The organism is Mycobacterium sp. 1245801.1 (assembly GCF_001673055.1).
Lineage (GTDB): Bacteria > Actinomycetota > Actinomycetes > Mycobacteriales > Mycobacteriaceae > Mycobacterium > Mycobacterium europaeum_A.
This window is the reverse complement of sequence record NZ_LZKY01000158.1, coordinates 1-18,613: the sequence shown is the minus strand read 5'-3', so window position 1 is coordinate 18,613 and position 18,613 is coordinate 1. Positions and strand designations below refer to the sequence as shown.

Genomic DNA, 18,613 nt, shown 5'->3' with positions numbered 1-18,613 from the left:
AGCGCAAACGCTGACGGCGGCTAGGCCGACTGGGCCGTCTGCAGCTTGGCCGAGGCGGCGAGGATGGCCCGCAGGGTGCGCCGGCAGCGGCCGCAGTCACCACCGGCCCCACAGGCGGCGGCGATCTCTTTGGAGGTCGATGCGCCCTGCGCGACGACGTCGCACACGGTCTGGTTGGTGGCCCCAACACAGAGGCACACGTACATCAGCGCACCTCCCGCATTTCGGCGTCCCCTTCGTCGAAAGCCCGGTCCAGCGTCTGCGAATCGTCCCGGCCGCCGGCGTTCCGAGTCATCAGGCACCGGGGCGATGGGGCCGAATTCATACGCCGCATATTAGTGGAGTCTAACCTAAGTTCATTAGCCGAGTCTAACCTAACCAAGGGGTGACTTACCCCACTCGGGGACCCACTGAGCGCAGCCAAACCTTGCTGGAACATTCCCGGCGGCCGTGGCAAAGTGCTGCTACAGCCCAGGTTTGTGCGCTCCAGCCCAGCGTGCCCGCCGCGGCCACATACGACAGCCGCTCACACCATAGGAGTGACAATGCAAGGGGATCCGGAAGTTTTGCGTCTGCTCAACGAGCAGCTGACCAGCGAGCTCACCGCGATCAACCAATACTTCCTGCACTCCAAGATGCAGGACAACTGGGGTTTCACCGAGTTAGCTGGGCACACCCGGGCCGAGTCCTTCGACGAGATGCGACACGCCGAGGCGATCACCGACCGCATTCTTCTGCTCGACGGCTTGCCGAACTACCAGCGCCTCTTCTCGCTGCGCATCGGTCAGACGCTGCGTGAGCAGTTCGAGGCCGACCTGGCCATCGAGTACGAGGTGATGGAGCGGCTCAAGCCGGCGATCATCCTGTGCCGCGAAAAGCAGGACTCCACCACCGCGACGCTGTTCGAGAACATCGTGGCGGACGAGGAAAAGCACATCGACTACCTCGAGACCCAACTCGAGTTGATGGACAAGCTCGGTGTGGAGTTGTACTCGGCGCAGTGCGTGTCGCGCCCACCCAGCTGACCCGGCCGGCGGCGAAATAGGTAACGTCGCCCAGGTATGACGAGCCCAAGGGCAGCGACCCAAACTCGCCCGGCTTCCGGTGCCGCATCCAGCGGCGAGCTGATCAGCCCGCAACGACGCAATCTGATCTTCATCGCGATCGTGCTCGGCATGCTGCTCGCGGCGCTGGACCAGACCATCGTCGCGACGGCGCTGCCGACCATCGTCGCCAACCTGGGCGATGCCGGGCATCAGTCCTGGGTGGTCACCAGCTATCTGCTCGCATCGACCATCGTCACGGCACTGGTGGGTAAGCTCGGCGACGTCTTCGGCCGCAAACGCGTATTCCAAACGGCCATAGTCTTTTTCGTCGTCGGCTCGATACTGTGCGGACTGGCCCAGTCGATGGCAATGCTGGTGGGTGCGCGCGCACTGCAAGGGATTGGCGGTGGCGCCATCACCGTCACGGCCAGCGCGTTGATCGGCGAGGTCGTCCCCCTGCGCGAGCGGGGCCGATATCAGGGCATCCTCGGGGCGGTCTTCGGCGTCACCACGGTCATCGGCCCGCTGCTCGGCGGCTACTTCACCGACTACCTGACCTGGCGGTGGGCGTTCTGGGTCAACGTGCCGATCTCGGTCGTGGTCATCTTCGTTGCCGCAGCGGCGATTCCCGCCCTGACCGCGTCCGCCAAGCCCGCCATCGACTACGCCGGCATCACGTTCGTGGGCCTGGGCGCCGCGGGCCTGACGCTGGCCACCAGCTGGGGCGGCACCCTCTACCCGTGGGGATCACCGACCATCATCGGTCTGTTCGTCGGCGCCGCGATAGCGCTCGGCGTGTTCGTGATGGTGGAACGGCGCGCGGCCGAACCCATCTTGCCGATTCGGTTGTTCGGGAGCCCGGTGTTCACCGTCTGCTGCGTGCTGTCCTTCGTGGTGGGCTTCGCCATGCTGGGCGCGATGACCTTCCTGCCGACCTATATGCAGTACGTCAACGGGGTTTCGGCGACCACCTCGGGCCTGCGCACCCTGCCCATGGTGCTCGGCATGCTGGTCACCTCGACAGGCAGCGGCACCATCGTCGGCCGGACCGGGCGCTACAAGGTCTTTCCGGTGGCCGGCACCGCGCTGATGGCGTTGGCCTTCCTGCTGATGTCGCGCATGCAGCCGTCCACCTCCGCCCTGATCCAGTCTCTTTACCTGGTGATCCTCGGCGCCGGCATCGGATTGTCCATGCAGGTGCTGATCCTCATCGTGCAGAACACGTCGAACTTCGAAGACCTCGGCGTCGCCACCTCGGGTGTGACGTTTTTCCGGACCATCGGAAGTTCGTTCGGCGCGGCCATTTTCGGCTCGCTGTTCGTGAACTTCCTCAACGGCCGCATCGGTGCGGCCCTGGCGGCCAGCGGCGCGCCGCCCAGCGCGGTCAGTTCACCCGGGGCTTTGCACCGGCAACCGCACGACGTGGCCGCCCCGATCGTGGCGGCCTACGCCGAGTCGCTCACCCAGGTCTTCTTCTGGGCGGCGCCGGTCGCCCTGGTCGGATTCGTGCTGGCGCTGTTCTTGCGCGAGATCCCGCTGCGCGACATCCACGACAGCACAATCGATCTCGGCGACGCGTTCGGCATGCCGACCACCGAGACGCCCGACCAGATGCTGGAGAACGCGATCGCGCGGATGCTGCGCGGCGAGACCGGCATGCGGCTGCGCAGCATCGCCATGCGACCCGATTGCCGGCTCGACGTCGCCGGACTGTGGGGGGTCTTGCGGATCAATCGCTACACCGAGATGTACGGCACCGCCCGGCTCACCGACATGGCCGACTACCTCCGGATACCGTTCGAGGTGCTCGAGCCCACCTTCGCCCGCCTGGTATCCGGGGGTTACGCGCAGCGCGACGGCGAGCGGATGTGGCTCACCCCGGCCGGGGGACAACAGGTCGCATACGTGCACTCGCTGCTGTTGGCCTGGCTGGTCGACAAGCTCGCCCGGTCACCGGGATTCGAGGGTCGCCCGGACCGCCGCGCGGTGGAGGCGGCGCTGGACCGCGTCGCGCATCGTGTGCTGGCCCAACGGGATTGGCATGAGGAACAGCCGACCGTGGCAATCCCGTCGGCCGCTCGCTAACCGGTGTCGATACGCATTCGCCGACATCCCCAACCCGGGTGATGACGCGGGCGTACCATCACGCCATGAGCCGAATCGGAACTTTTGCTGACGACGACCTGGCCGGCTGGTTTGTGAAGTCCCCGGACATCGGCGGCGCGCTCGGCGGCTTCAGCCAGGCGGTGTACACCAAGAACCGGTTGCCGATCCGCACCCGCGAACTGGCCCGCGCGGTGATCGCCCACCGCAACGAATGCGTCGTCTGCGTCAACACCCGCGATGAAGACGGACCGGCGGCGGGTGTCGACGAGGAGCTCTATGACCACGTCCACGAGTGGCGCACCTGGCCCGGCTACAGCGAACAGGAGCGGCTGGCCGCCGAGTTCGCCGACCGCTTCGCCACCGAGCACACCGCGCTGCGCGACGACGAAGACTTCTGGAGCCGGTGCGCCGCACACTTCTCCGATGAACTGCTGGCCGACCTGGCACTGTCCTGCGCGCTGTGGGTCGGCATGGGCCGAGTGCTGCGGACCCTCGACATCGGCCAAGCCTGCAAGCTGACCATCCCCAGCCGCGGCTAGTTTTCGTGTTGCCCGGCCATCCGGCGATGGCGCGCGGCGCGGGCACAAAAGACGCGCCGCCGATGTGCGGTGTGGGTGAGGGAGCTCGGAGGGAGGCGGCGGTGAAGATTCGCTTCGGCGTCGGCCTGGGTGCCGACACCGCGCCGGATCAACTGGCCGCCATCGTGGATCACCTCGAGGCGACCGGGGTGGACTCGCTGTGGTTTTCCGAACTGGTGTACTCCCCGGCGGTCGATCCGATGGTCGGCATGGCGTACGCGCTGTCCCGGACGACCCGGTTGAAGGTGGGGACCTCGGTGGCCGTGCTTCCGGGCCGGCATCCGGTGCTGGTGGCAAAGCAGTTGGCGTCGCTGGCGGCCGTCGCGCCCAAACGGGTTCTTCCCGTGTTCGGCTTGCGTTCGGCGATACCGGCCGAACGCGAGGTCTTCGTGGTCCCCGACGGCGAGCGCGCGGCGGTGTTCGACGAGTCGCTGCGGCTGTTGCGCGCGGCGCTGGTGGAGGATTCGACGACGTTCACCGGCCAATATTTCAGCGTCACCGACGTGGCCGTCGCACCGAAACCATCACCGCCGCTTGATATTTGGGTGGGCGGCTCGGCGCCGGCCGCGTTTCGGCGCATCGGCGCGCTCGGCGACGGCTGGCTGGGCAGTTTCCTCACCCCCGCCGAGGCGCGGGCCGGGCGCGAGGCGATCGAGCGAGCCGCCGCGCACGCCGGCCGCAGCATCGAGCCAGACCACTTCGGCATCTCCCTGGCCGTAGCCGACGGGGAATTGCCCGCGGAGTTGGCCGCGGCCGTGCACCGGCGTCGCCCGGACCGGGACCCCGGCGAGCTCGTCGCCGCCGGGTGGGATCGGCTGCACCGGCAGCTGGACGCCTACCTCGAGGCGGGCCTGACGAAATTCGTCATCCGGCCGGTGGGCAAGGCACCCGGGGACGGTTTCCTCGATCGCTTCGTCACCGAACTCGTCGGCCGGCAGAACTGAGCGTGCGGTGACGCCGTTAGCCGTCCGGGTCGGTGCGAGGTGGGGAGAATGGCTGCCATGACCGGCACACCGCTCGCCGCCGCAGCGATCGCGCAGCTGGAGGCCGAGGGCGTCGACACGGTCATCGGCACGGTGGTGAATCCGGCCGGGCTCACCTTGGCCAAGACGGTCCCGATCCGGCGGACCGACACGTTCGCGGATCCCGGCCTGGGGGCCAGCCCGTCCTGGCATGCGTTCGCCATCGATCAGACCGGGATCGCCTTCACCGCCGATGCGGGCGTGGTGGGGGACCAGCGCCTCCGGATCGATCTGTCGGCGTTGCGCATTGTGGGTGACGGGCTGGCGTGGGCGCCCGCCGCATTTTTCGAGCAGGACGGCACCCCGGTGCCGACCTGCAGCCGTGGCACGCTGCGGCGCGTCGAGGCGGCGCTCGCCGAAGCCGGCATCGAGGCCGCGGTCGGGCACGAAATCGAATTTCTGTTGGTCGGCCCGGACGGCGCCCGGCTGCCGTCGACCTTGTGGGCGCAGTACGGCCTGGCCGGTGTGCTCGAACACGAGGCGTTCGTTCGCGATGTGATCGGGTCGGCGACGGGGGCCGGCATCGCGATCGAACAGTTCCACCCCGAATACGGCGCCAACCAGTTCGAGATCTCGCTCTCGCCGCAGGCCCCGGTGGCCGCCGCCGATCAGCTGATACTGATGCGGCTGATCATCGGGCGCGCGGCGCGTCGGCACGGGCTGCGGATCAGCCTGTCGCCCGCGCCCTTCGTCGAGGGCGCGGGATCCGGTGCACATCAGCACTTCTCACTGTCGACGCCGGAAGGCCCGCTGTTCTGCGGCGGCGACGCGAGCCAGGGCATGACGGCCGCGGGGGAGAGCGCGGTCGCGGGTCTGGTGCACGGACTGCCGGAAGCTCAAGGCGTCCTGTGCGGGTCGATCGTGTCCGGCTTGCGGTTGCGGCCGGGCAACTGGGCCGGCGCCTACGCCTGCTGGGGTACCGAAAACCGGGAGGCCGCAGTGCGGTTCGTCACCGGCGGGCCCGGCACCCCGCGCGGCGGCAACGTGGAGGTCAAGATCGTCGACCCTTCCGCGAACCCGTATCTGGCGTCGGCGGCCATCCTCGGCCTGGCGTTGGACGGGATCAAGTGCCAGACGACGCTGCCACCGGAGGTCACGATCGACCCGGCCACCGTGCCCGAATCCGACCGGGTGCGCGACGGTATCGTGCGGCTGACCGATTCGCAGGCCGAAGCGATTGCGGCGCTTGACGGTTCGGAGGTGATGCGCCGCATCCTGGGCGATCCGGCCGTCGACATGGTGGTCGCGGTGCGCCGCCTGGAGCGGGAGCGCTACGGCGACCTGGCGCCCGAGCAGTTGGCGGACAAATTCCGCATGGCCTGGAGCCTGTGACGGCCGGTCATGGTCTCCGACACTCGCGCCCTGGCCCAGCACATCGGCGGTCTGGCGCTGATTGATCAGCATGTCCACGGATGCTGGTTGGCGCCGGCAGACCGGCCGCGATTCGAGAACGCGCTCAACGAGGCCAACAGCGAACCCATTACCCATCCGGGTTTCGACTCTCAACTCGGGTTCGCGGTGCGCGCCCATTGCGCTCCCGTCCTGGGTTTGTCCAAACACGTTGACCCGCAAGAGTATTGGGAGCGCCGTAGCCAGTTCGACGAGCATGACTTGGCGCGGCTGTTCTTGTCGGCCGCCGGGGTGAGCGAGTGGCTGGTGGATACCGGGATCGGTGGTGGCGGTGTCGCCGGAGTCGCGGATATGGCCCGGCTGTCCGGCGGTGATGCGCGCGAGGTGGTGCGGCTCGAGGAGGTGGCCGAGCAGGCGGCGCAAGCCCGCGGCGACTACGCGGCGGCGTTCGGGGAGATCTTGCACCGGCGCGCGGCCGGCGCGGTCGGCACCAAGTCGATTCTGGCGTACCGGGGCGGGTTCGAGGGCGACCTCAGCGCTCCGTCGCCGGCCGAGGTCGCCGAAGCCGCGAGCCGCTGGCGCGACCGCGGCGGTACCCGGTTACAAGACAGGGTGCTGCTGCGGTTCGGGTTGCACCAGGCACTGCGACTGGGCAAGCCACTGCAGTTCCACGTCGGGTTCGGCGACCGCGATTGCGATCTGCACCAGGCCAATCCGCTGCTGCTGCTTGACTTCCTGCGCAGCACGAAAGACGTGCCGATCGTGCTGTTGCACTGCTACCCCTACGAGCGCGAGGCCGGCTATCTGGCCCAGGCGTTCAACAACGTCTATGTCGATGGCGGGTTGAGCGTCAATTACCTGGGGGCGCGGTCACCGGCGTTCCTTGCGCGTCTGCTGGAAATGGCGCCGTTTTCCAAGATCCTCTATTCGTCGGACGGATTCGGTCCGCCGGAGCTGCATTTCCTCGGCGCGATCTTGTGGCGCAGGGGCATGGAGTGGGTACTCGGCGAATTTGTGGACCGCGGCGAGTGGAGCGAACCGGACGCCATCCGGGTGGTCGACCTCATCGCCCGCGAGAACGCCGCCCGCATCTACCGGCTGACGCATCGCGGCGGCCGGCCGTGATCGCCCGTTCGAAGCCCGCCGACTGCCGGCGACGCAGGCCGCGGGGCGTTCGCCGGGGATCGAGGCTGCGCACGGCGAACTGGGTGATGCACATGGCGCTGCCCATGCTCGCGTTATGGCTGCTGCTGGGCATACCCAAGGTCGACCTGGAATGGGACAACCGGGTGGCCCATTTCATCTTGGTGCTGACCGCCTCGGCCGTGAGCGTCGTGCTGGGCGCCCTGATCGCGCGGGCGTCACGCGCGCGCGACGACGCCCGGCTCTGGCTGGTGTCGCTCGTATTCATGACGACCGCCGGCTTTTTCGGCGTGCACGCCGTCTTCACGCCGGGGGTCCTGTTCGACACCTCCGATGCGGACTTCATGTTGCCGACCCGAGTGGGCCTGGTGCTGGCCGGGCTCGTGGCGCTGGCCTCGTCGATCACCTTCGACCCGGCCAGGAGCGCCCGCCTCTGGTCGATGCGCCCCGCCCTGGCGGTGACGGTGGGAGCGCTGATGGCGGCCTGCGCGGTGACCGTCCTGTTCGGACTGCTCGACCGGCTGCCGAACCAGGAGCTGGTGCAACGCGTGGAACAGGCCTGCGCGCTGGTCGGCGCCGCACTGTTCGCCCTCGCCGCGCTTGCCTACCTGCCGGTCTACCGGCGCCGTCCCGCGGTGGTCGTGATCTCGGTGCTGACCGCGTTCACGTTGCTGTCCGAGGCGGCGGTGGCCCTCGCGTTCGGGATGAGCTGGCATGCCTCCTGGTGGCTGTGGCACGTGCTGATGACGATGGCCTTCTGCTTCATCGCCTACAGCGCGCGGGTCCAGTTCCGCCGCGAAGGCACCGTCAGAGGTCTTTTCGACGCACTCGCCACCCAACAGACCATCGCCGGCCTGCGCCGCGATTACACGGCGGCATTGGAGACGATGGTCGACATGTTGCAACGCCGGGAGCGGGGCGAGCAGGTTCCGCCCGGCGCTGCCGCCGCCGCCCTCGCCGACCGGTTCGAACTCACCGAGCAGCAGGTGGCGGTCCTCAAACGCGGCGCGGAAGCCCTGGGCGCCGAACGCGAACGCGTGCGCAAGCTCGGCGAACTCGTCGCGCTGGGCCAGGAATCCAGCGTCATTCAGGACGAGGACGCCCTGCTCAATCGGGTGCTGGTCGCCCTCTCCGACGCGTTCCCGGGCAACCATTTCCGGCTGGCTCGGGTGCGTGCCGGCGAGCTCTACTTCGACGACGGCGCGGCCGACGGGTCGGAGTCGACCGCACCGCAGGGCACCGTCCTCGAGCTGCCGCTGATGGTGAAGGGCCAGGTCGCGGGCGTGATCGAGGCGCGTGCACCGGATGGCGCCTTCTCCGATGCCGACAGCGCCCTGCTGTGGTCGTTCGCCATGCAGTCCTCGATCGCGTTGGAGAACGCCCGGCTTTACCAGAACCTCGATGGACTGTTCCGTAGCTACATGTCACCCACGGTCGCGACGGCCCTGCTCGCCGATCCCGATCAGGCGGGCCTCGGCGGTGCGATCACCGACATCACGGTGCTGATGGCCGACCTGCACGGCTTCACCGCGTTCACCGAGGCGACCAGTCCGCAGCAGGTGGTCGGCATGCTCAATGCCTACTACGGCGCGATCGTTCCGGTCATCCTCGAAGCCGGCGGTACCGTCCTGCCCTTTGCCGGTGATGCGGTGGTGGCGATTTGGAATGCCCCTGTGCGCCAACCTGATCACGCGGTGCGCGCCGCGCGCACCGGACTCGCACTGCATGCCGCCGTCGAGCAGGCGGCGGCCGGACGCGACGACTGGCCGCGCTTTCGGGTGGGAATCAATACCGGTCCCGCGCTGGTGGGCAATGTCGGTGCGCAGCAAGTACGCAACTTCACCGCGATCGGCGACACCATGAACCTGGCGGCACGGCTGGAGGGCCTGGCTGAGCCGGGGCAAGTGGTCATCGGACCCAATACCGCGGTCGCGCTTGGTGAGTTCGCACGCGTGCGGATGCTCGGCTGGGTTGACGTCAAGGGCAAGCGCGATCCCGTTCGGGTCCGGGTGCTGGACGGACTGGCGCAGTAGCGGCGCTGCCGTCGCCTCGACAGCGGGAAATTTTTCAGAGATTCGCCTGTGGGCAACGGTCCGGGCGCATAGGCTTCGATCGACGAATCGGGCAAACGTCGCCAACCTGATGATGGACAAGGGAGGTTTGGGCACGTGTTGTCCCGTGCTGCGTTTGTCATCGCAGCCGTCGTCTTCGGCGCCGCCGCTGTGGCGCCATCGGCCTACGCGTCACCCAGCGGCGGTTGCTACACCGCCAGTTCTGGTGACTGCGTGCCATATCCGCAAAAGGGTGGCTCACAACCGCAGGGTGCCACGGCCCAGTGCTCGGATGGGAGTTGGTCTTTCAGCGAACACCCCCATGCCAGTGGGACCTGTCACGGTCACGGAGGCGTCCAGCGGTACTTGTAGCCATCGGCTGCCAACAACACTGGGATGGTCAAAACACGAGGGGTGACCATCCCAGGTGTTGCGGCGGCCCGGTTATCTTCGTGCCCGGCCGGTTGCATCGCGGCGTTTGACCCCCGGTGACGCCGGGGTATGCGTGCCGACATGGCGACCGCGAAGGACGTCTTGAATTGGGCTCGCGACAAAGTTGTGTCGTGGGTGCCCAAAGCCGACCTTGACCAGCGAGATCCGGATTACATCCGCGATCAACTGCCGGGAACCTGGTTGCTGGCGTCGTTCTATTTCAGGGCGGACGTGCGGGGCTTGGACCGCATTCCGGCCGAGGGACCGGTGCTGCTGGTGGGCAACCACAGTGGCGGCAATGTACCGCCCGACACCTTCGTGTTCACGCTCGCCTTCTGCTCGTATTTCGGCGTTGAGCGGCCCTTTTACCAGTTGGCCCACAACCTCGTCGTGTCCGCGCCGCCGCTCGGCTGGTTGCGCAAATTCGGCACCGTCGCCGCCAACCCCGAAAATGCCCGTCTAGCGCTGGATTCCGGCGCAGCACTGCTGGTCTATCCCGGTGGCGACTACGAGGTGTTCCGGCCCTCCTGGGAACGTCACAAGGTCGACTTCGGCGGGCGCATGGGCTATGTCAAGCTGGCCCGCGAGGCCGGGGTGCCGATCGTCCCCGTCGCGAGCATCGGTGGGCAGGAGAGCGCGCTCTTTCTCAATCGCGGGCAGTGGCTGGCCAAGTTGCTGATGGCCGACAAGTTGCTCCGGCTCAAGAGCGTCCCGATATCGCTGGCGCTGCCCTGGGGACTCAACATCAGCGACCTGGCGGGCCACATCCCGTTGCCCACCAAGATCGTGATCGAGGTTCAAGACCCGATCGAGGTCGACGGCGACGATCAAGCGGTGCACGACAAGGTGATGGCCTCCCTGCAGGGGGGCGTCGACCGGCTGGCCGCCGAACGACGATTCCCGGTGATCGGCTGATGCGCGTCGAACGCCGTTGCGTCATCAACGCCGACCGTGCCGCCGTCTGGAAAATCGTCAGCGACCCGGACTGTTACCCGTCGTTCATGGCGAGCCTGGAGCGGTGGGAGTCGTCGAACGACAAACCACCCGGCGTCGGCGCGCGGTACACCGTCCATTGGAAGATCGGCTCCGTACCCGTTGGCGGCGTGATCGAGGTGGTCGAGTTCGACGACGGCCGCGACCTCGCCTGGGTGGGAATTACCGGCGTGACGCTGCGCGGGCGGATACGGTTGCGTGACAGAGGCGACGGCTGCACACGGGTGACATTTCGGCTGTCGTATCAGGCGCCCGGGGGGATACTCGGGTACATCGCCGATCGGATCGCCGTGCGCCAGGTGGGACGCGCACTGACGGAAACGTTGAAACGCCTCCGGAAACTGGCCGAGTCGTAGCCGCCATCATGCGTTCCACCGGGCGTGGGCGGCAGACGGTCGGGGTGCCGTGGAGCGGCCTTCGTCAAACCAGCGATGAGGCGTCGAATATCCAACTGGTGTCGCCGGTCGCCAAGCCCTCGAAGTGGTTCGGGGGAGCGAAGGCCACCAGGCTGTTCATGTCCCAATAGTCTTTCCAGACGGTGATCTTGCCGTCGACGACCTTGTGGACCGTCACGAAGCGCAGCACACCCTGCTCACCTGTCGCGAAAGTCCACGTCTCGGAGTGCTCGTAGAGCACGTCGGACCCGTTGCACACCAGCACGCCGGGGTGGTTCTCGTAGCCGGCCAACTGCTCGAGTCCCATCCTGAGGCGTTGCACGATGCCCTCGGGACCGCGCGCCGACAGTGCGGGGACCGGCATGTCGACGTAGAGGCAGTCGTCGGACAAAAAGGTCTTGATCGCTTCCCAATCTCGCCGCGAAAGCGCCTGCCACAGTCCACGTACGACGTCCTCGACCGCGATCATAGAAACCTCTGTCATAGCGGCAAATAAACCTCGTCGCCGCCCCGGTGTCAACCGGTTCGGTCGTACTCGCGTACGTACGGCCCCAGAGCCACCGGCAACGACGACCATCCGCGCAGCACCCGGGTCTCGCGCCTGCTTCCGGCGCCCGCCGCGCGCACCTCGGGAAAACGGTCGAAAAATGTGCGCAGTCCGACTTCGCCCTCGGCCCGGGCAAGGGCCGCGCCCAGGCAGAAGTGCCGGCCACCGGAGAAGGCGAGATGCCGTCCGGCGTTGTCCCTTTCGATGTCGAAGCGGTGCGGGTCGGGAAAAACCGATGGATCCCGGTTGGCGGCGGCCAGATACACCAGCACCAGATCGCCACGGTGTAACTGCCGGCCGGCTATCTCGACGTCGCCCCGCGCCATCCGCGCGGTCAGCTGCACCGGCGATTCCAGCCGCAGGATCTCTTCGACGGCGTTGGGCCACAGTTCGGGACGTCGGCGCAGGGTGTCCAGATGCTCCGGCGCGTCCATCAACATCCGGATCCCATTGCCGAGCAGGTTGACCGTAGTCTCGAAGCCGGCGGCTAACACCAGCCCGGCGATCGCCTGAAGCTCCTTCTCGTCGAGATAGGTTTCCGCAGAACCACTTTCGGCCGTCTGGATCAGCTGGCTCATCAGATTGTCGCTGGGATCCAGGCGTAGCCGCTGCAGGTGCTCGGCGAGCCAGGCGCTGAAGCCGGCGATCCCGTCCTGCACGCTGCGGTATTGCCGCCATGGCAAGCCGATGTCGAGGCTCGGTGCGGCCAGTTCGCCGAATTCGAGGACGCGCGGGCGCTCCGACTCGGGCACGCCGAGAATGTCGCTGATGATCGCCACCGGAAGCTGCGAGCAGTACCGTCCGACGATGTCCACCACGCCGGACTCACCGGCCAGCCGATCCAACAGCTCGGCGGCCGTCTGCTCGACCCGATCCCGCAGGGCGGCAACGGCTCTGGGGGTGAACACCGCCGACACCGTCTTGCGGTAACGGGTGTGATCGGGCGGTTCGACGGCCAACAACGATGGCGCACGCAGTGGATGCAGCAGGCCGTCGCGGGTGCGGCGCTCCACCCATCGCAGCGGCGCCGGCAGATTCGATCCGAAGATCAGCACCCGAAAATCGTCGGACCGCAGCAGTTCATGCGCCAGCGCGTGATCGGCCGTCAGATACGCCACGCGGCCCTTCACCAGCTTGCCCCGGGCACGGACTTCGTCGTAGTAGGCGACCGGGTCGGCGGCCACCGCCGGATCGGCGATCAGCCTGGCCTGGACGTCGCCTCGCCGGGCTCCGAGGGCCGCGGCGCCCCGGATGAAGCCATGCATCGCGAACCAGTGCAACCGTTCCTTCACCGGCCCCCTCCCTCGATCAGGCGTCGTTTCGAGCCTAGGCCCCGACCAGCTGTGGAGTCAGCACTCGGCGACGATTTTGAAGTCGGTGGTCACCACTTTGTTGGGGTTGCTGCTGTTGATGCCGTAGGCGCTGCCGGTGATGGTGTAGGCGTCGTTGTTGAGTTCGACGTGCGCGTCGCCCACCCCGCCTTGCCAGAAGCTGCCGCTGAATCCGTCGACATTGCGAATCTTGACCCACTGCGGCATCACCCGGTAGCCGCTGAGCAGCACCACGGCTTCGACCCCACCGTCGCGGTCGGGGATGTTGATGGTGCGGTACATCTGGTCTTGCCGGCACGCCGGGGGACGCGTCGTGTGCGTGGCGCCGTCGATGGTCAGCCGCGCGGCCCGACGGGGCGTCGTCGGCGCCGCGCTGCATCCCGCGACACTGACGACGACCGCCGCCGAAACCAAAGCGACTGTGAGCAAACGGTTTTCCACCAGCCGACCTCCTTACTGCCGCTTCGGCGCTAGCGCGGGTAGGGACTTGACGATGCTGCGTCGCACGAATTCCGGGCTCACGCCCTTGAAAAAGTCGATCAGGCGGATGCTCTTGGGCACATACCAGTGCAACCGCTTCGGATGGTGATAGGCCTGCCACGCCGTCTCGGCCACGCTGCTTGCCGGCATCAACCGGAGCATGCCCTTCTTGGGTGCGGTGGCCCGCAATTGCTCCGCCGTCATGGGTGCGCGCCCGTCGTCGGAGTGATTGGTCGTGGTCGTCAAGATGGCGGTGTCGATGAGCCCGGGCAGCACGTCGGCGACGCGCACGCCGTGGCGCTGCCACTCCACGCTCAGCGCCTCGGTCAGACCTTTGACCGCATGCTTGGTCGACGAGTAGACGGCCAGGCGCGGCATGCCGTAGGTCCCCGAGGACGACGACGTGGAGAACATCAGGCTGCCCGGGGTCTTCTTGAGGTAGGGCAGCGAAGCGTACGCGCCCGTCAGTACCGCCTTGAAGTTCACGTCGACGACACGCATCGCGGCGTCATAGGGCACGTCCTCGAACCAGCCGGATTCACCGATGCCGGCGTTGTTCCACATCATGTCCAGTCCGCCGCCGCTGTTGCCGGCGCAGAAATCGGCCAGGGCATTCTCGAGGGCCGCCTTGTCCGTCACGTCGACGGCGCGGGTCCACAGTCGATCGCCGCCGAGTTCGTCGTTCAGTGTCGCCAGGCCGTCTTCGTTGCGGTCGACCGCGCCGACGCGCCAGCCCTTGGCGTGGAACAACTTTGCGCCCTCGCGACCCATGCCGCTGCCCGCACCGGTGATGAAGACGGATTTCACGGGCGTCAGTCCGCCTCGACCACGTCTTTGATGCGGTTCAGCGTCTTGGTCATGTCGCGGATGTTGCGGCGCTTGCGCAAAAAGCCGCCGAACAACCAGTAGAAGGCGAGCCACGGCGCCGGGTTGAGCCGAAACGACTCGGTGACGTCGGTCCCGCCGCCGCCACTGGGCGCCAGGCGGTAATGCCAGTTGTTGACGGGCCTGTCACCGAGGAGCACTGTGAAGCCGAATTCGCGGCCCGGTTGGCAGGCGGTGACCTTGCACGTTGTCCAATACACCGGCCCCATCTCATTGCGCCGGACGTGACCGCGGAATTTGGCACCCAGGGCGGGGCCGGTTGCATCGCCGAGCCACTCGGCTTCAAAGACTTCCGGGGAAAACTTTCCGGTGTTGCGGATGTCCGCGATGAGATCCCAGATCTTGGCCGCAGGCGCCGCCATGTGAACAGTCGCCGAACCTTCCATGGGCTGATCCAAACACAGCGTGGCGCCCGGTCATAGAGCGCAGGTGCGTTTCATCAGTGCGGGACGGCCGCCTGAATCAGCCCGTTGATGATCTGCTTGATGCCCTGGGCCGGGTGCGAGTACCAACCGATCGGCAGGCCGGATTGCGCGCCGCACTTTGGCCAGGCCTCCACACCCTCCTCGGCGAAAACCCGGTTGGCCACAGCGATTTGCTGCTCTCGGGACGCGGCGGCCGGGTTGCCGACACCGCCGTAACGCGCCCAGGTGGCTGGTTTGAATTGCAGTCCACCGTAATTCCCGTTTCCGGTGTTGGCGTGCCAGTTGCCCCCGGATTCGCATTGGGCGATCGCGTCCCAGTTGGGAGCGGGGTCTGCGCTCACCACACCCGTGGACGAAGCCATCGACGCTGCAACGACCCCGCCGACCACTACGGACTTGACGAGAAGCTTGCAGAGATTCTTCATGTCCGGGATTTCGGCGCGTGTGGCCAAAGCGTTACCTATTCGAAAATGGCGCGAGATATGCCATCTATCTGCGGAAACCGCCTTATCGGCGGGCCAAATCGGACCGTTAGAAATCGGTGAGGAAAAATTAAGTTATTGCTGGCAATACGACTGCGTCGCTGATGACAGGGCCTTTTGGTACAGGTCGTCGAGCTGCCGCCCGCGGGTGACGCCGCTTCGCGCGGCGTCGAGTTGGGCGCCACATTCCGGCGAATGCAGCACGCCCCAGTTGCCCGACAGCTGGGTCAGCATCGTCTGGTTGAGGGCGTCGATCGCCGACCGCGACGACGACAGGTCCGGTGCGTCGGGCGGAGCGCTTCCCGGATTCAGCTTCCAGTCTGCGAACCGGCCGTATTCGACGGCCTCGGTGGCGCTGATCTGGTCTCCGAACACCCGGGTGACGTAATCGCGGTCGATGTGTTGGGCGACGGCCTCGTCACCCAGCCTGGCCAGTTCCTGCTGGACGCGCGCCGGATCTTCGATGGCGCCGTGCTGGTGCCACTTGTAGGCGGCGACCGGGTCGGCGATCTGCAGCCGTTGCGCGGCGGCGTCGACCAACGGGGTGAGCGGACTCACGGTGTCGGCCCGGGCGGGCGCCACCAGCATCGCCAGGCTCACGACCGCGATCCCCCAACGCACTACTGCGCCTGACGGAGACGTCAGGCGCAGTAGTGACCGAGCGGGCGGTTGGGTTATCCGCCGCCGCCAGGCGAAGCGCCCAGAGTGCCCTGCAGGTCGGGCTTCATGGCGTTGAGCTGGGCTCCCCAGTACTCCCAGCTGTGCGTTCCGTTGGCGTTGAAGTTCCACACCGCGTTGTGGCCGCCGGCGCCGTTGTAGGCGTCCTGGAACTTCAGGTTGCTGCTGCGCACGAAGTTCTCCAGGAACTCGGCCGGCATGTTGGCCCCGCCGAGCTCGGACGGCGTGCCGTTACCGCAGTACACCCAAAGCCGGGTGTTGTTGCCGACCAGCTTCGGGATCTGCAGGGTCGGGTCGTTGCGCGCCCACGCCGGGTCGCTCGACGGACCCCACATGTCGTTGGCCTTATAGCCACCGGCGTCACCCATCGCCAGACCGATCAGGCTCGGCCCCATTCCCTGCGACGGGTCCAGCAGCGCCGACAGCGAGCCGGCGTAGATGAACTGGGCCGGGTGGTAGGCGGCCAGGATCATCGCCGACGAACCGGCCATCGAGATGCCGACCGCCGCACTTCCGTTCGGCTTCACACTCTTGTTGGACTGCAGGTACTGCGGCAGCTCGCTGGTGAGGAAGGTCTCCCACTTGTACGTCTGGCAACCGGCCTTACCACAGGCCTGGTTGTACCAGTCGCTGTAGAAGCTGGATTGACCACCGACCGGCATGACGATCGACAGGCCCGACTGGTAGTACCACTCGAACGCAGGGGTGTTGATGTCCCAGCCGTTGTAGTCGTCTTGGGCCCGCAGACCGTCCAGCAGATAGACCGCGGGGGAGCCGCTGCCGCCGCTTTGGAACTGGACCTTGATGTTGCGGCCCATGCCGGCGGACGGCACCTGCAGGTACTCGACTGGCAGGCCCGGCCGCGAAAACGCATTCGCGGTTGGAGCGCCGCCGGCAAGACCGATCAGGCCCGGCAGTGTGGCTGCCGCCGCTGTGCCGACCAAAAGCCGGCGCCCCCAGGCCCGGACCTTCTCGCTCAGATCTGTCATACCTGCCCCTTGTCGATGTGATCAGTGTGATCGTGGTCTCACAGGAATTTACCGTGTGAGTCCGTCAAATGTCGATTGGGACGCGAACGCGTCTCGTTTCGGCATCGCTTTTCACTTCACAATTTCGCCACCCGGCGCAACCGGGCGGCGTCGGGCCCCGCGTACCCGCTGTATGACCGCCCCACACACCGGGTGAGAAAACGCCAGGCCGCAGCGGGTTTACGTCGAGTCGAGCTCTCGCGATGCCCCACGCTTGAGAATCCCCCGAAATGAAGCCCGGACCGGATTCGCTGATCGCCACCGGCGCGCCGCGCGTCGGCAGTTTGATCGTTTGACGGCGCCACGGTCGCGCGGTGCGGGGCATTTAATTTGCGCGGCCGATAAAGCCTGGTTTGGCGACCCAGAGGCCCCCCGCACTACGGCCCTCGCGGCCCTCGCGGCCCTCACCTCGTCGGAGCTCTGCAACCGGCGGCAACCGGCTGAAGCGGCGAACCCGCCTGCGGCCCAGCTCCGTTTCACCGCGCCGCCCTTTCATCTGGCGATTCCGCGGTCATGCCCGACCGGGGCAGCCGGACTTGCGCCGACCGCGTAGGCTGCTCTCGAAGCAAGCCGATGAAGACCACGCTATCCCGCGTCTGTTCCGGCTCTCTCGAATCACCGCGCCCGCGGCTTCATGGTGCGCGTAGATGCGGCTGAGGGCGTCGGACGCGGGACCGATTGGGGCATAGATTTGGACACGGTTCTTGGCCTGTCAGTGACGCCGACCGCCGTTGGTTGGGTCCTCGCCGAAGGACATGGCGCCGACGGCACCATCCTCGATCACCAAGAGCTGGTGTTGCGCGCGGGCCACGGTGTGCGCGCCGTGGGCACCGCAGAACAAGTGGTGGACGAGGTATTGCGGGTCGACACCGAGGCGGCCGCGAGCGATCGCCGGCTGCGTGTCATCGGAGTGACCTGGAACGACGAAGCATCCGCACAGGCCGCGCTGGTCTTGGAGGCCTTGACCGACGCGGGATTCGACAACGTCGTGCCGATCCGGTTCCTCGAAGCCATCGAGACGTTGGCTCGGGCCATCGCGCCGGTCATCGGCTACGAGCAGACCGCCGTCTGCATCCTCGACCAGGACTCGACGACCGTGGTCATGGTCGACACGCACGACGGTGAGACCCAGACGGCCACCAAGCACGTGCGGGGCGGCTTCGACGGCCTGACCCGCTGGCTGACCGGCATGTTCGAGCGCAACGGATGGCAGCCCGGCGGCGTCGTCGTGGTGGGCGGCCACAGCGACATCGACGGCCTCTCCTGGCAGCTCGAAACGACTTTGCCGGTACCGGTTTTCGTGCAATCGATGGCCCAGGTGACGATCGCGCGCGGCGCGGCGCTGTCGGCGGCTGCAAGCACCGAATTCACCGACGACCAGCTGGTCGAGCACATCGGCGAACCCGTTCCGGCGCCCACTCAGAAGCGGCAGTTGTCCTACGCCGGGGCCATGACCGCGTTGGCGGCCGGTGCCATCACCTTCGTCGGGTCGGTATCACTCGCGGTGGGGATCCACGTGGGGCCGGCCAGCGCCGCCGGCGCGCGATCGTCACCTGGGCCATCGATTGCACGAAAACCGGTACCGGCAAAGTCGTTTCGAGCTGCAAGGTGAGGGCGGCGATGTCGCTGTGGCCGCCCACC

Annotated in this window: 19 protein-coding genes and 1 pseudogene; 11 read left to right on the top strand and 9 right to left on the bottom strand. The window is 67.0% G+C overall.

Annotated features, from left to right (window positions below):
- Window positions 1–20: 20 nt before the first annotated feature.
- A complete protein-coding gene (locus A5622_RS09745) occupies window positions 21–206 on the bottom strand; it encodes a bacterioferritin-associated ferredoxin (protein ID WP_066870751.1) in 186 nt (61 codons plus the stop codon).
- A gap of 339 nt (window positions 207–545) precedes the next feature.
- Here A5622_RS09745 and bfr point away from each other — a divergent pair, with 339 nt between their 5' ends.
- The 10 genes from bfr (at window position 546) to A5622_RS09700 (ending at window position 11,077) form a co-directional block, all read left to right on the top strand.
- Window positions 546–1,025, top strand: coding sequence for a bacterioferritin (gene bfr / locus A5622_RS09740; RefSeq protein ID WP_066870748.1), 480 nt, complete (start codon window positions 546–548; stop codon window positions 1,023–1,025).
- Between the two features lie 36 nt (window positions 1,026–1,061).
- Window positions 1,062–3,131, top strand: a complete 2,070-nt coding sequence (locus A5622_RS09735; protein ID WP_066878161.1) for an MDR family MFS transporter — start codon at window positions 1,062–1,064, stop codon at window positions 3,129–3,131.
- A 65-nt stretch (window positions 3,132–3,196) separates the two neighbouring features.
- Complete coding sequence (locus A5622_RS09730; protein WP_066870794.1) at window positions 3,197–3,691, top strand: carboxymuconolactone decarboxylase family protein; 495 nt, start codon at window positions 3,197–3,199, stop codon at window positions 3,689–3,691.
- Window positions 3,692–3,792: 101 nt separating this feature from the next.
- Window positions 3,793–4,674: a TIGR03854 family LLM class F420-dependent oxidoreductase gene (locus A5622_RS09725; protein ID WP_066878159.1), complete on the top strand. Its 882-nt coding sequence runs from the start codon at window positions 3,793–3,795 to the stop codon at window positions 4,672–4,674.
- Between the two features lie 57 nt (window positions 4,675–4,731).
- The gene (locus A5622_RS09720; RefSeq protein WP_066878157.1) at window positions 4,732–6,084 is read left to right on the top strand and encodes a glutamine synthetase family protein; all 1,353 of its coding nucleotides are present in this window, start codon (window positions 4,732–4,734) and stop codon (window positions 6,082–6,084) included.
- A 9-nt stretch (window positions 6,085–6,093) separates the two neighbouring features.
- A complete protein-coding gene (locus A5622_RS09715) occupies window positions 6,094–7,227 on the top strand; it encodes an amidohydrolase family protein (protein ID WP_066878155.1) in 1,134 nt (377 codons plus the stop codon).
- A gap of 92 nt (window positions 7,228–7,319) precedes the next feature.
- Window positions 7,320–9,278, top strand: a complete 1,959-nt coding sequence (locus tag A5622_RS09710; RefSeq protein ID WP_156752907.1) for an adenylate/guanylate cyclase domain-containing protein — start codon at window positions 7,320–7,322, stop codon at window positions 9,276–9,278.
- Between the two features lie 135 nt (window positions 9,279–9,413).
- Window positions 9,414–9,668 carry a DUF3761 domain-containing protein gene (locus tag A5622_RS30595; RefSeq protein ID WP_082972107.1) on the top strand — a complete coding sequence of 85 codons (255 nt, stop codon included), beginning with the start codon at window positions 9,414–9,416 and terminating at the stop codon, window positions 9,666–9,668.
- Window positions 9,669–9,809: 141 nt separating this feature from the next.
- Window positions 9,810–10,643 (top strand): lysophospholipid acyltransferase family protein, encoded by an 834-nt coding sequence (locus A5622_RS09705; protein WP_066870792.1) that lies wholly within the window; start codon window positions 9,810–9,812, stop codon window positions 10,641–10,643.
- Window positions 10,643–11,077, top strand: coding sequence for an SRPBCC family protein (locus A5622_RS09700; RefSeq protein ID WP_066870735.1), 435 nt, complete (start codon window positions 10,643–10,645; stop codon window positions 11,075–11,077). Before A5622_RS09705 ends, A5622_RS09700 begins: the two co-directional genes overlap by 1 nt.
- 64 nt (window positions 11,078–11,141) lie before the next feature.
- Here A5622_RS09700 and A5622_RS09695 read toward each other — a convergent pair whose 3' ends face one another.
- From A5622_RS09695 to ag85B, 8 genes are all read right to left on the bottom strand, one after another.
- On the bottom strand, window positions 11,142–11,585 hold the full coding sequence (locus tag A5622_RS09695; RefSeq protein ID WP_066878151.1) for a nuclear transport factor 2 family protein: 444 nt from the start codon (window positions 11,583–11,585) through the stop codon (window positions 11,142–11,144).
- A gap of 47 nt (window positions 11,586–11,632) precedes the next feature.
- Window positions 11,633–12,955, bottom strand: coding sequence for a cytochrome P450 (locus A5622_RS09690; protein WP_066878149.1), 1,323 nt, complete (start codon window positions 12,953–12,955; stop codon window positions 11,633–11,635).
- A 57-nt stretch (window positions 12,956–13,012) separates the two neighbouring features.
- Complete coding sequence (locus A5622_RS09685) at window positions 13,013–13,435, bottom strand: lipoprotein LpqH (RefSeq protein WP_066878146.1); 423 nt, start codon at window positions 13,433–13,435, stop codon at window positions 13,013–13,015.
- Between the two features lie 12 nt (window positions 13,436–13,447).
- Entirely contained in the window at window positions 13,448–14,281 is an 834-nt protein-coding gene (locus A5622_RS09680; RefSeq protein ID WP_066878144.1) for an SDR family oxidoreductase, read from the bottom strand.
- Between the two features lie 5 nt (window positions 14,282–14,286).
- Window positions 14,287–14,763 carry an SRPBCC family protein gene (locus tag A5622_RS09675; protein WP_197507983.1) on the bottom strand — a complete coding sequence of 159 codons (477 nt, stop codon included), beginning with the start codon at window positions 14,761–14,763 and terminating at the stop codon, window positions 14,287–14,289.
- 35 nt (window positions 14,764–14,798) lie between these two features.
- Window positions 14,799–15,236 carry a resuscitation-promoting factor RpfC gene (rpfC, locus tag A5622_RS09670; protein WP_066870708.1) on the bottom strand — a complete coding sequence of 146 codons (438 nt, stop codon included), beginning with the start codon at window positions 15,234–15,236 and terminating at the stop codon, window positions 14,799–14,801.
- Window positions 15,237–15,341: 105 nt separating this feature from the next.
- Window positions 15,342–15,917, bottom strand: a complete 576-nt coding sequence (locus A5622_RS09665; RefSeq protein ID WP_369829232.1) for a chorismate mutase — start codon at window positions 15,915–15,917, stop codon at window positions 15,342–15,344.
- Window positions 15,918–15,940: 23 nt separating this feature from the next.
- A complete protein-coding gene (gene ag85B, locus A5622_RS09660; RefSeq protein WP_066870705.1) occupies window positions 15,941–16,933 on the bottom strand; it encodes a diacylglycerol acyltransferase/mycolyltransferase Ag85B in 993 nt (330 codons plus the stop codon).
- 730 nt (window positions 16,934–17,663) lie between these two features.
- Between ag85B and A5622_RS09655 the strand changes: the two are divergent.
- Window positions 17,664–18,560: pseudogene (locus A5622_RS09655) on the top strand (hypothetical protein); the annotation flags it as partial.
- Window positions 18,561–18,613 lie beyond the last annotated feature (53 nt).

Excerpts from the sequence above, each read along its gene's own strand:
- A5622_RS09745 (WP_066870751.1), bottom strand. The coding sequence starts at position 206 with ATGTACGTGTGCCTCTGTGTTGGGGCCACCAACCAGACCGTGTGCGAC.
- bfr (WP_066870748.1), top strand. The coding sequence starts at position 546 with ATGCAAGGGGATCCGGAAGTTTTGCGTCTGCTCAACGAGCAGCTGACC.
- A5622_RS09735 (WP_066878161.1), top strand. The coding sequence starts at position 1,062 with ATGACGAGCCCAAGGGCAGCGACCCAAACTCGCCCGGCTTCCGGTGCC.
- A5622_RS09730 (WP_066870794.1), top strand. The coding sequence starts at position 3,197 with ATGAGCCGAATCGGAACTTTTGCTGACGACGACCTGGCCGGCTGGTTT.
- A5622_RS09720 (WP_066878157.1), top strand. The coding sequence starts at position 4,732 with ATGACCGGCACACCGCTCGCCGCCGCAGCGATCGCGCAGCTGGAGGCC.
- A5622_RS09715 (WP_066878155.1), top strand. The coding sequence starts at position 6,094 with ATGGTCTCCGACACTCGCGCCCTGGCCCAGCACATCGGCGGTCTGGCG.
- A5622_RS09710 (WP_156752907.1), top strand. The coding sequence starts at position 7,320 with ATGGCGCTGCCCATGCTCGCGTTATGGCTGCTGCTGGGCATACCCAAG.
- A5622_RS09705 (WP_066870792.1), top strand. The coding sequence starts at position 9,810 with ATGGCGACCGCGAAGGACGTCTTGAATTGGGCTCGCGACAAAGTTGTG.
- A5622_RS09700 (WP_066870735.1), top strand. The coding sequence starts at position 10,643 with ATGCGCGTCGAACGCCGTTGCGTCATCAACGCCGACCGTGCCGCCGTC.
- A5622_RS09695 (WP_066878151.1), bottom strand. The coding sequence starts at position 11,585 with ATGATCGCGGTCGAGGACGTCGTACGTGGACTGTGGCAGGCGCTTTCG.
- ag85B (WP_066870705.1), bottom strand. The coding sequence starts at position 16,933 with ATGACAGATCTGAGCGAGAAGGTCCGGGCCTGGGGGCGCCGGCTTTTG.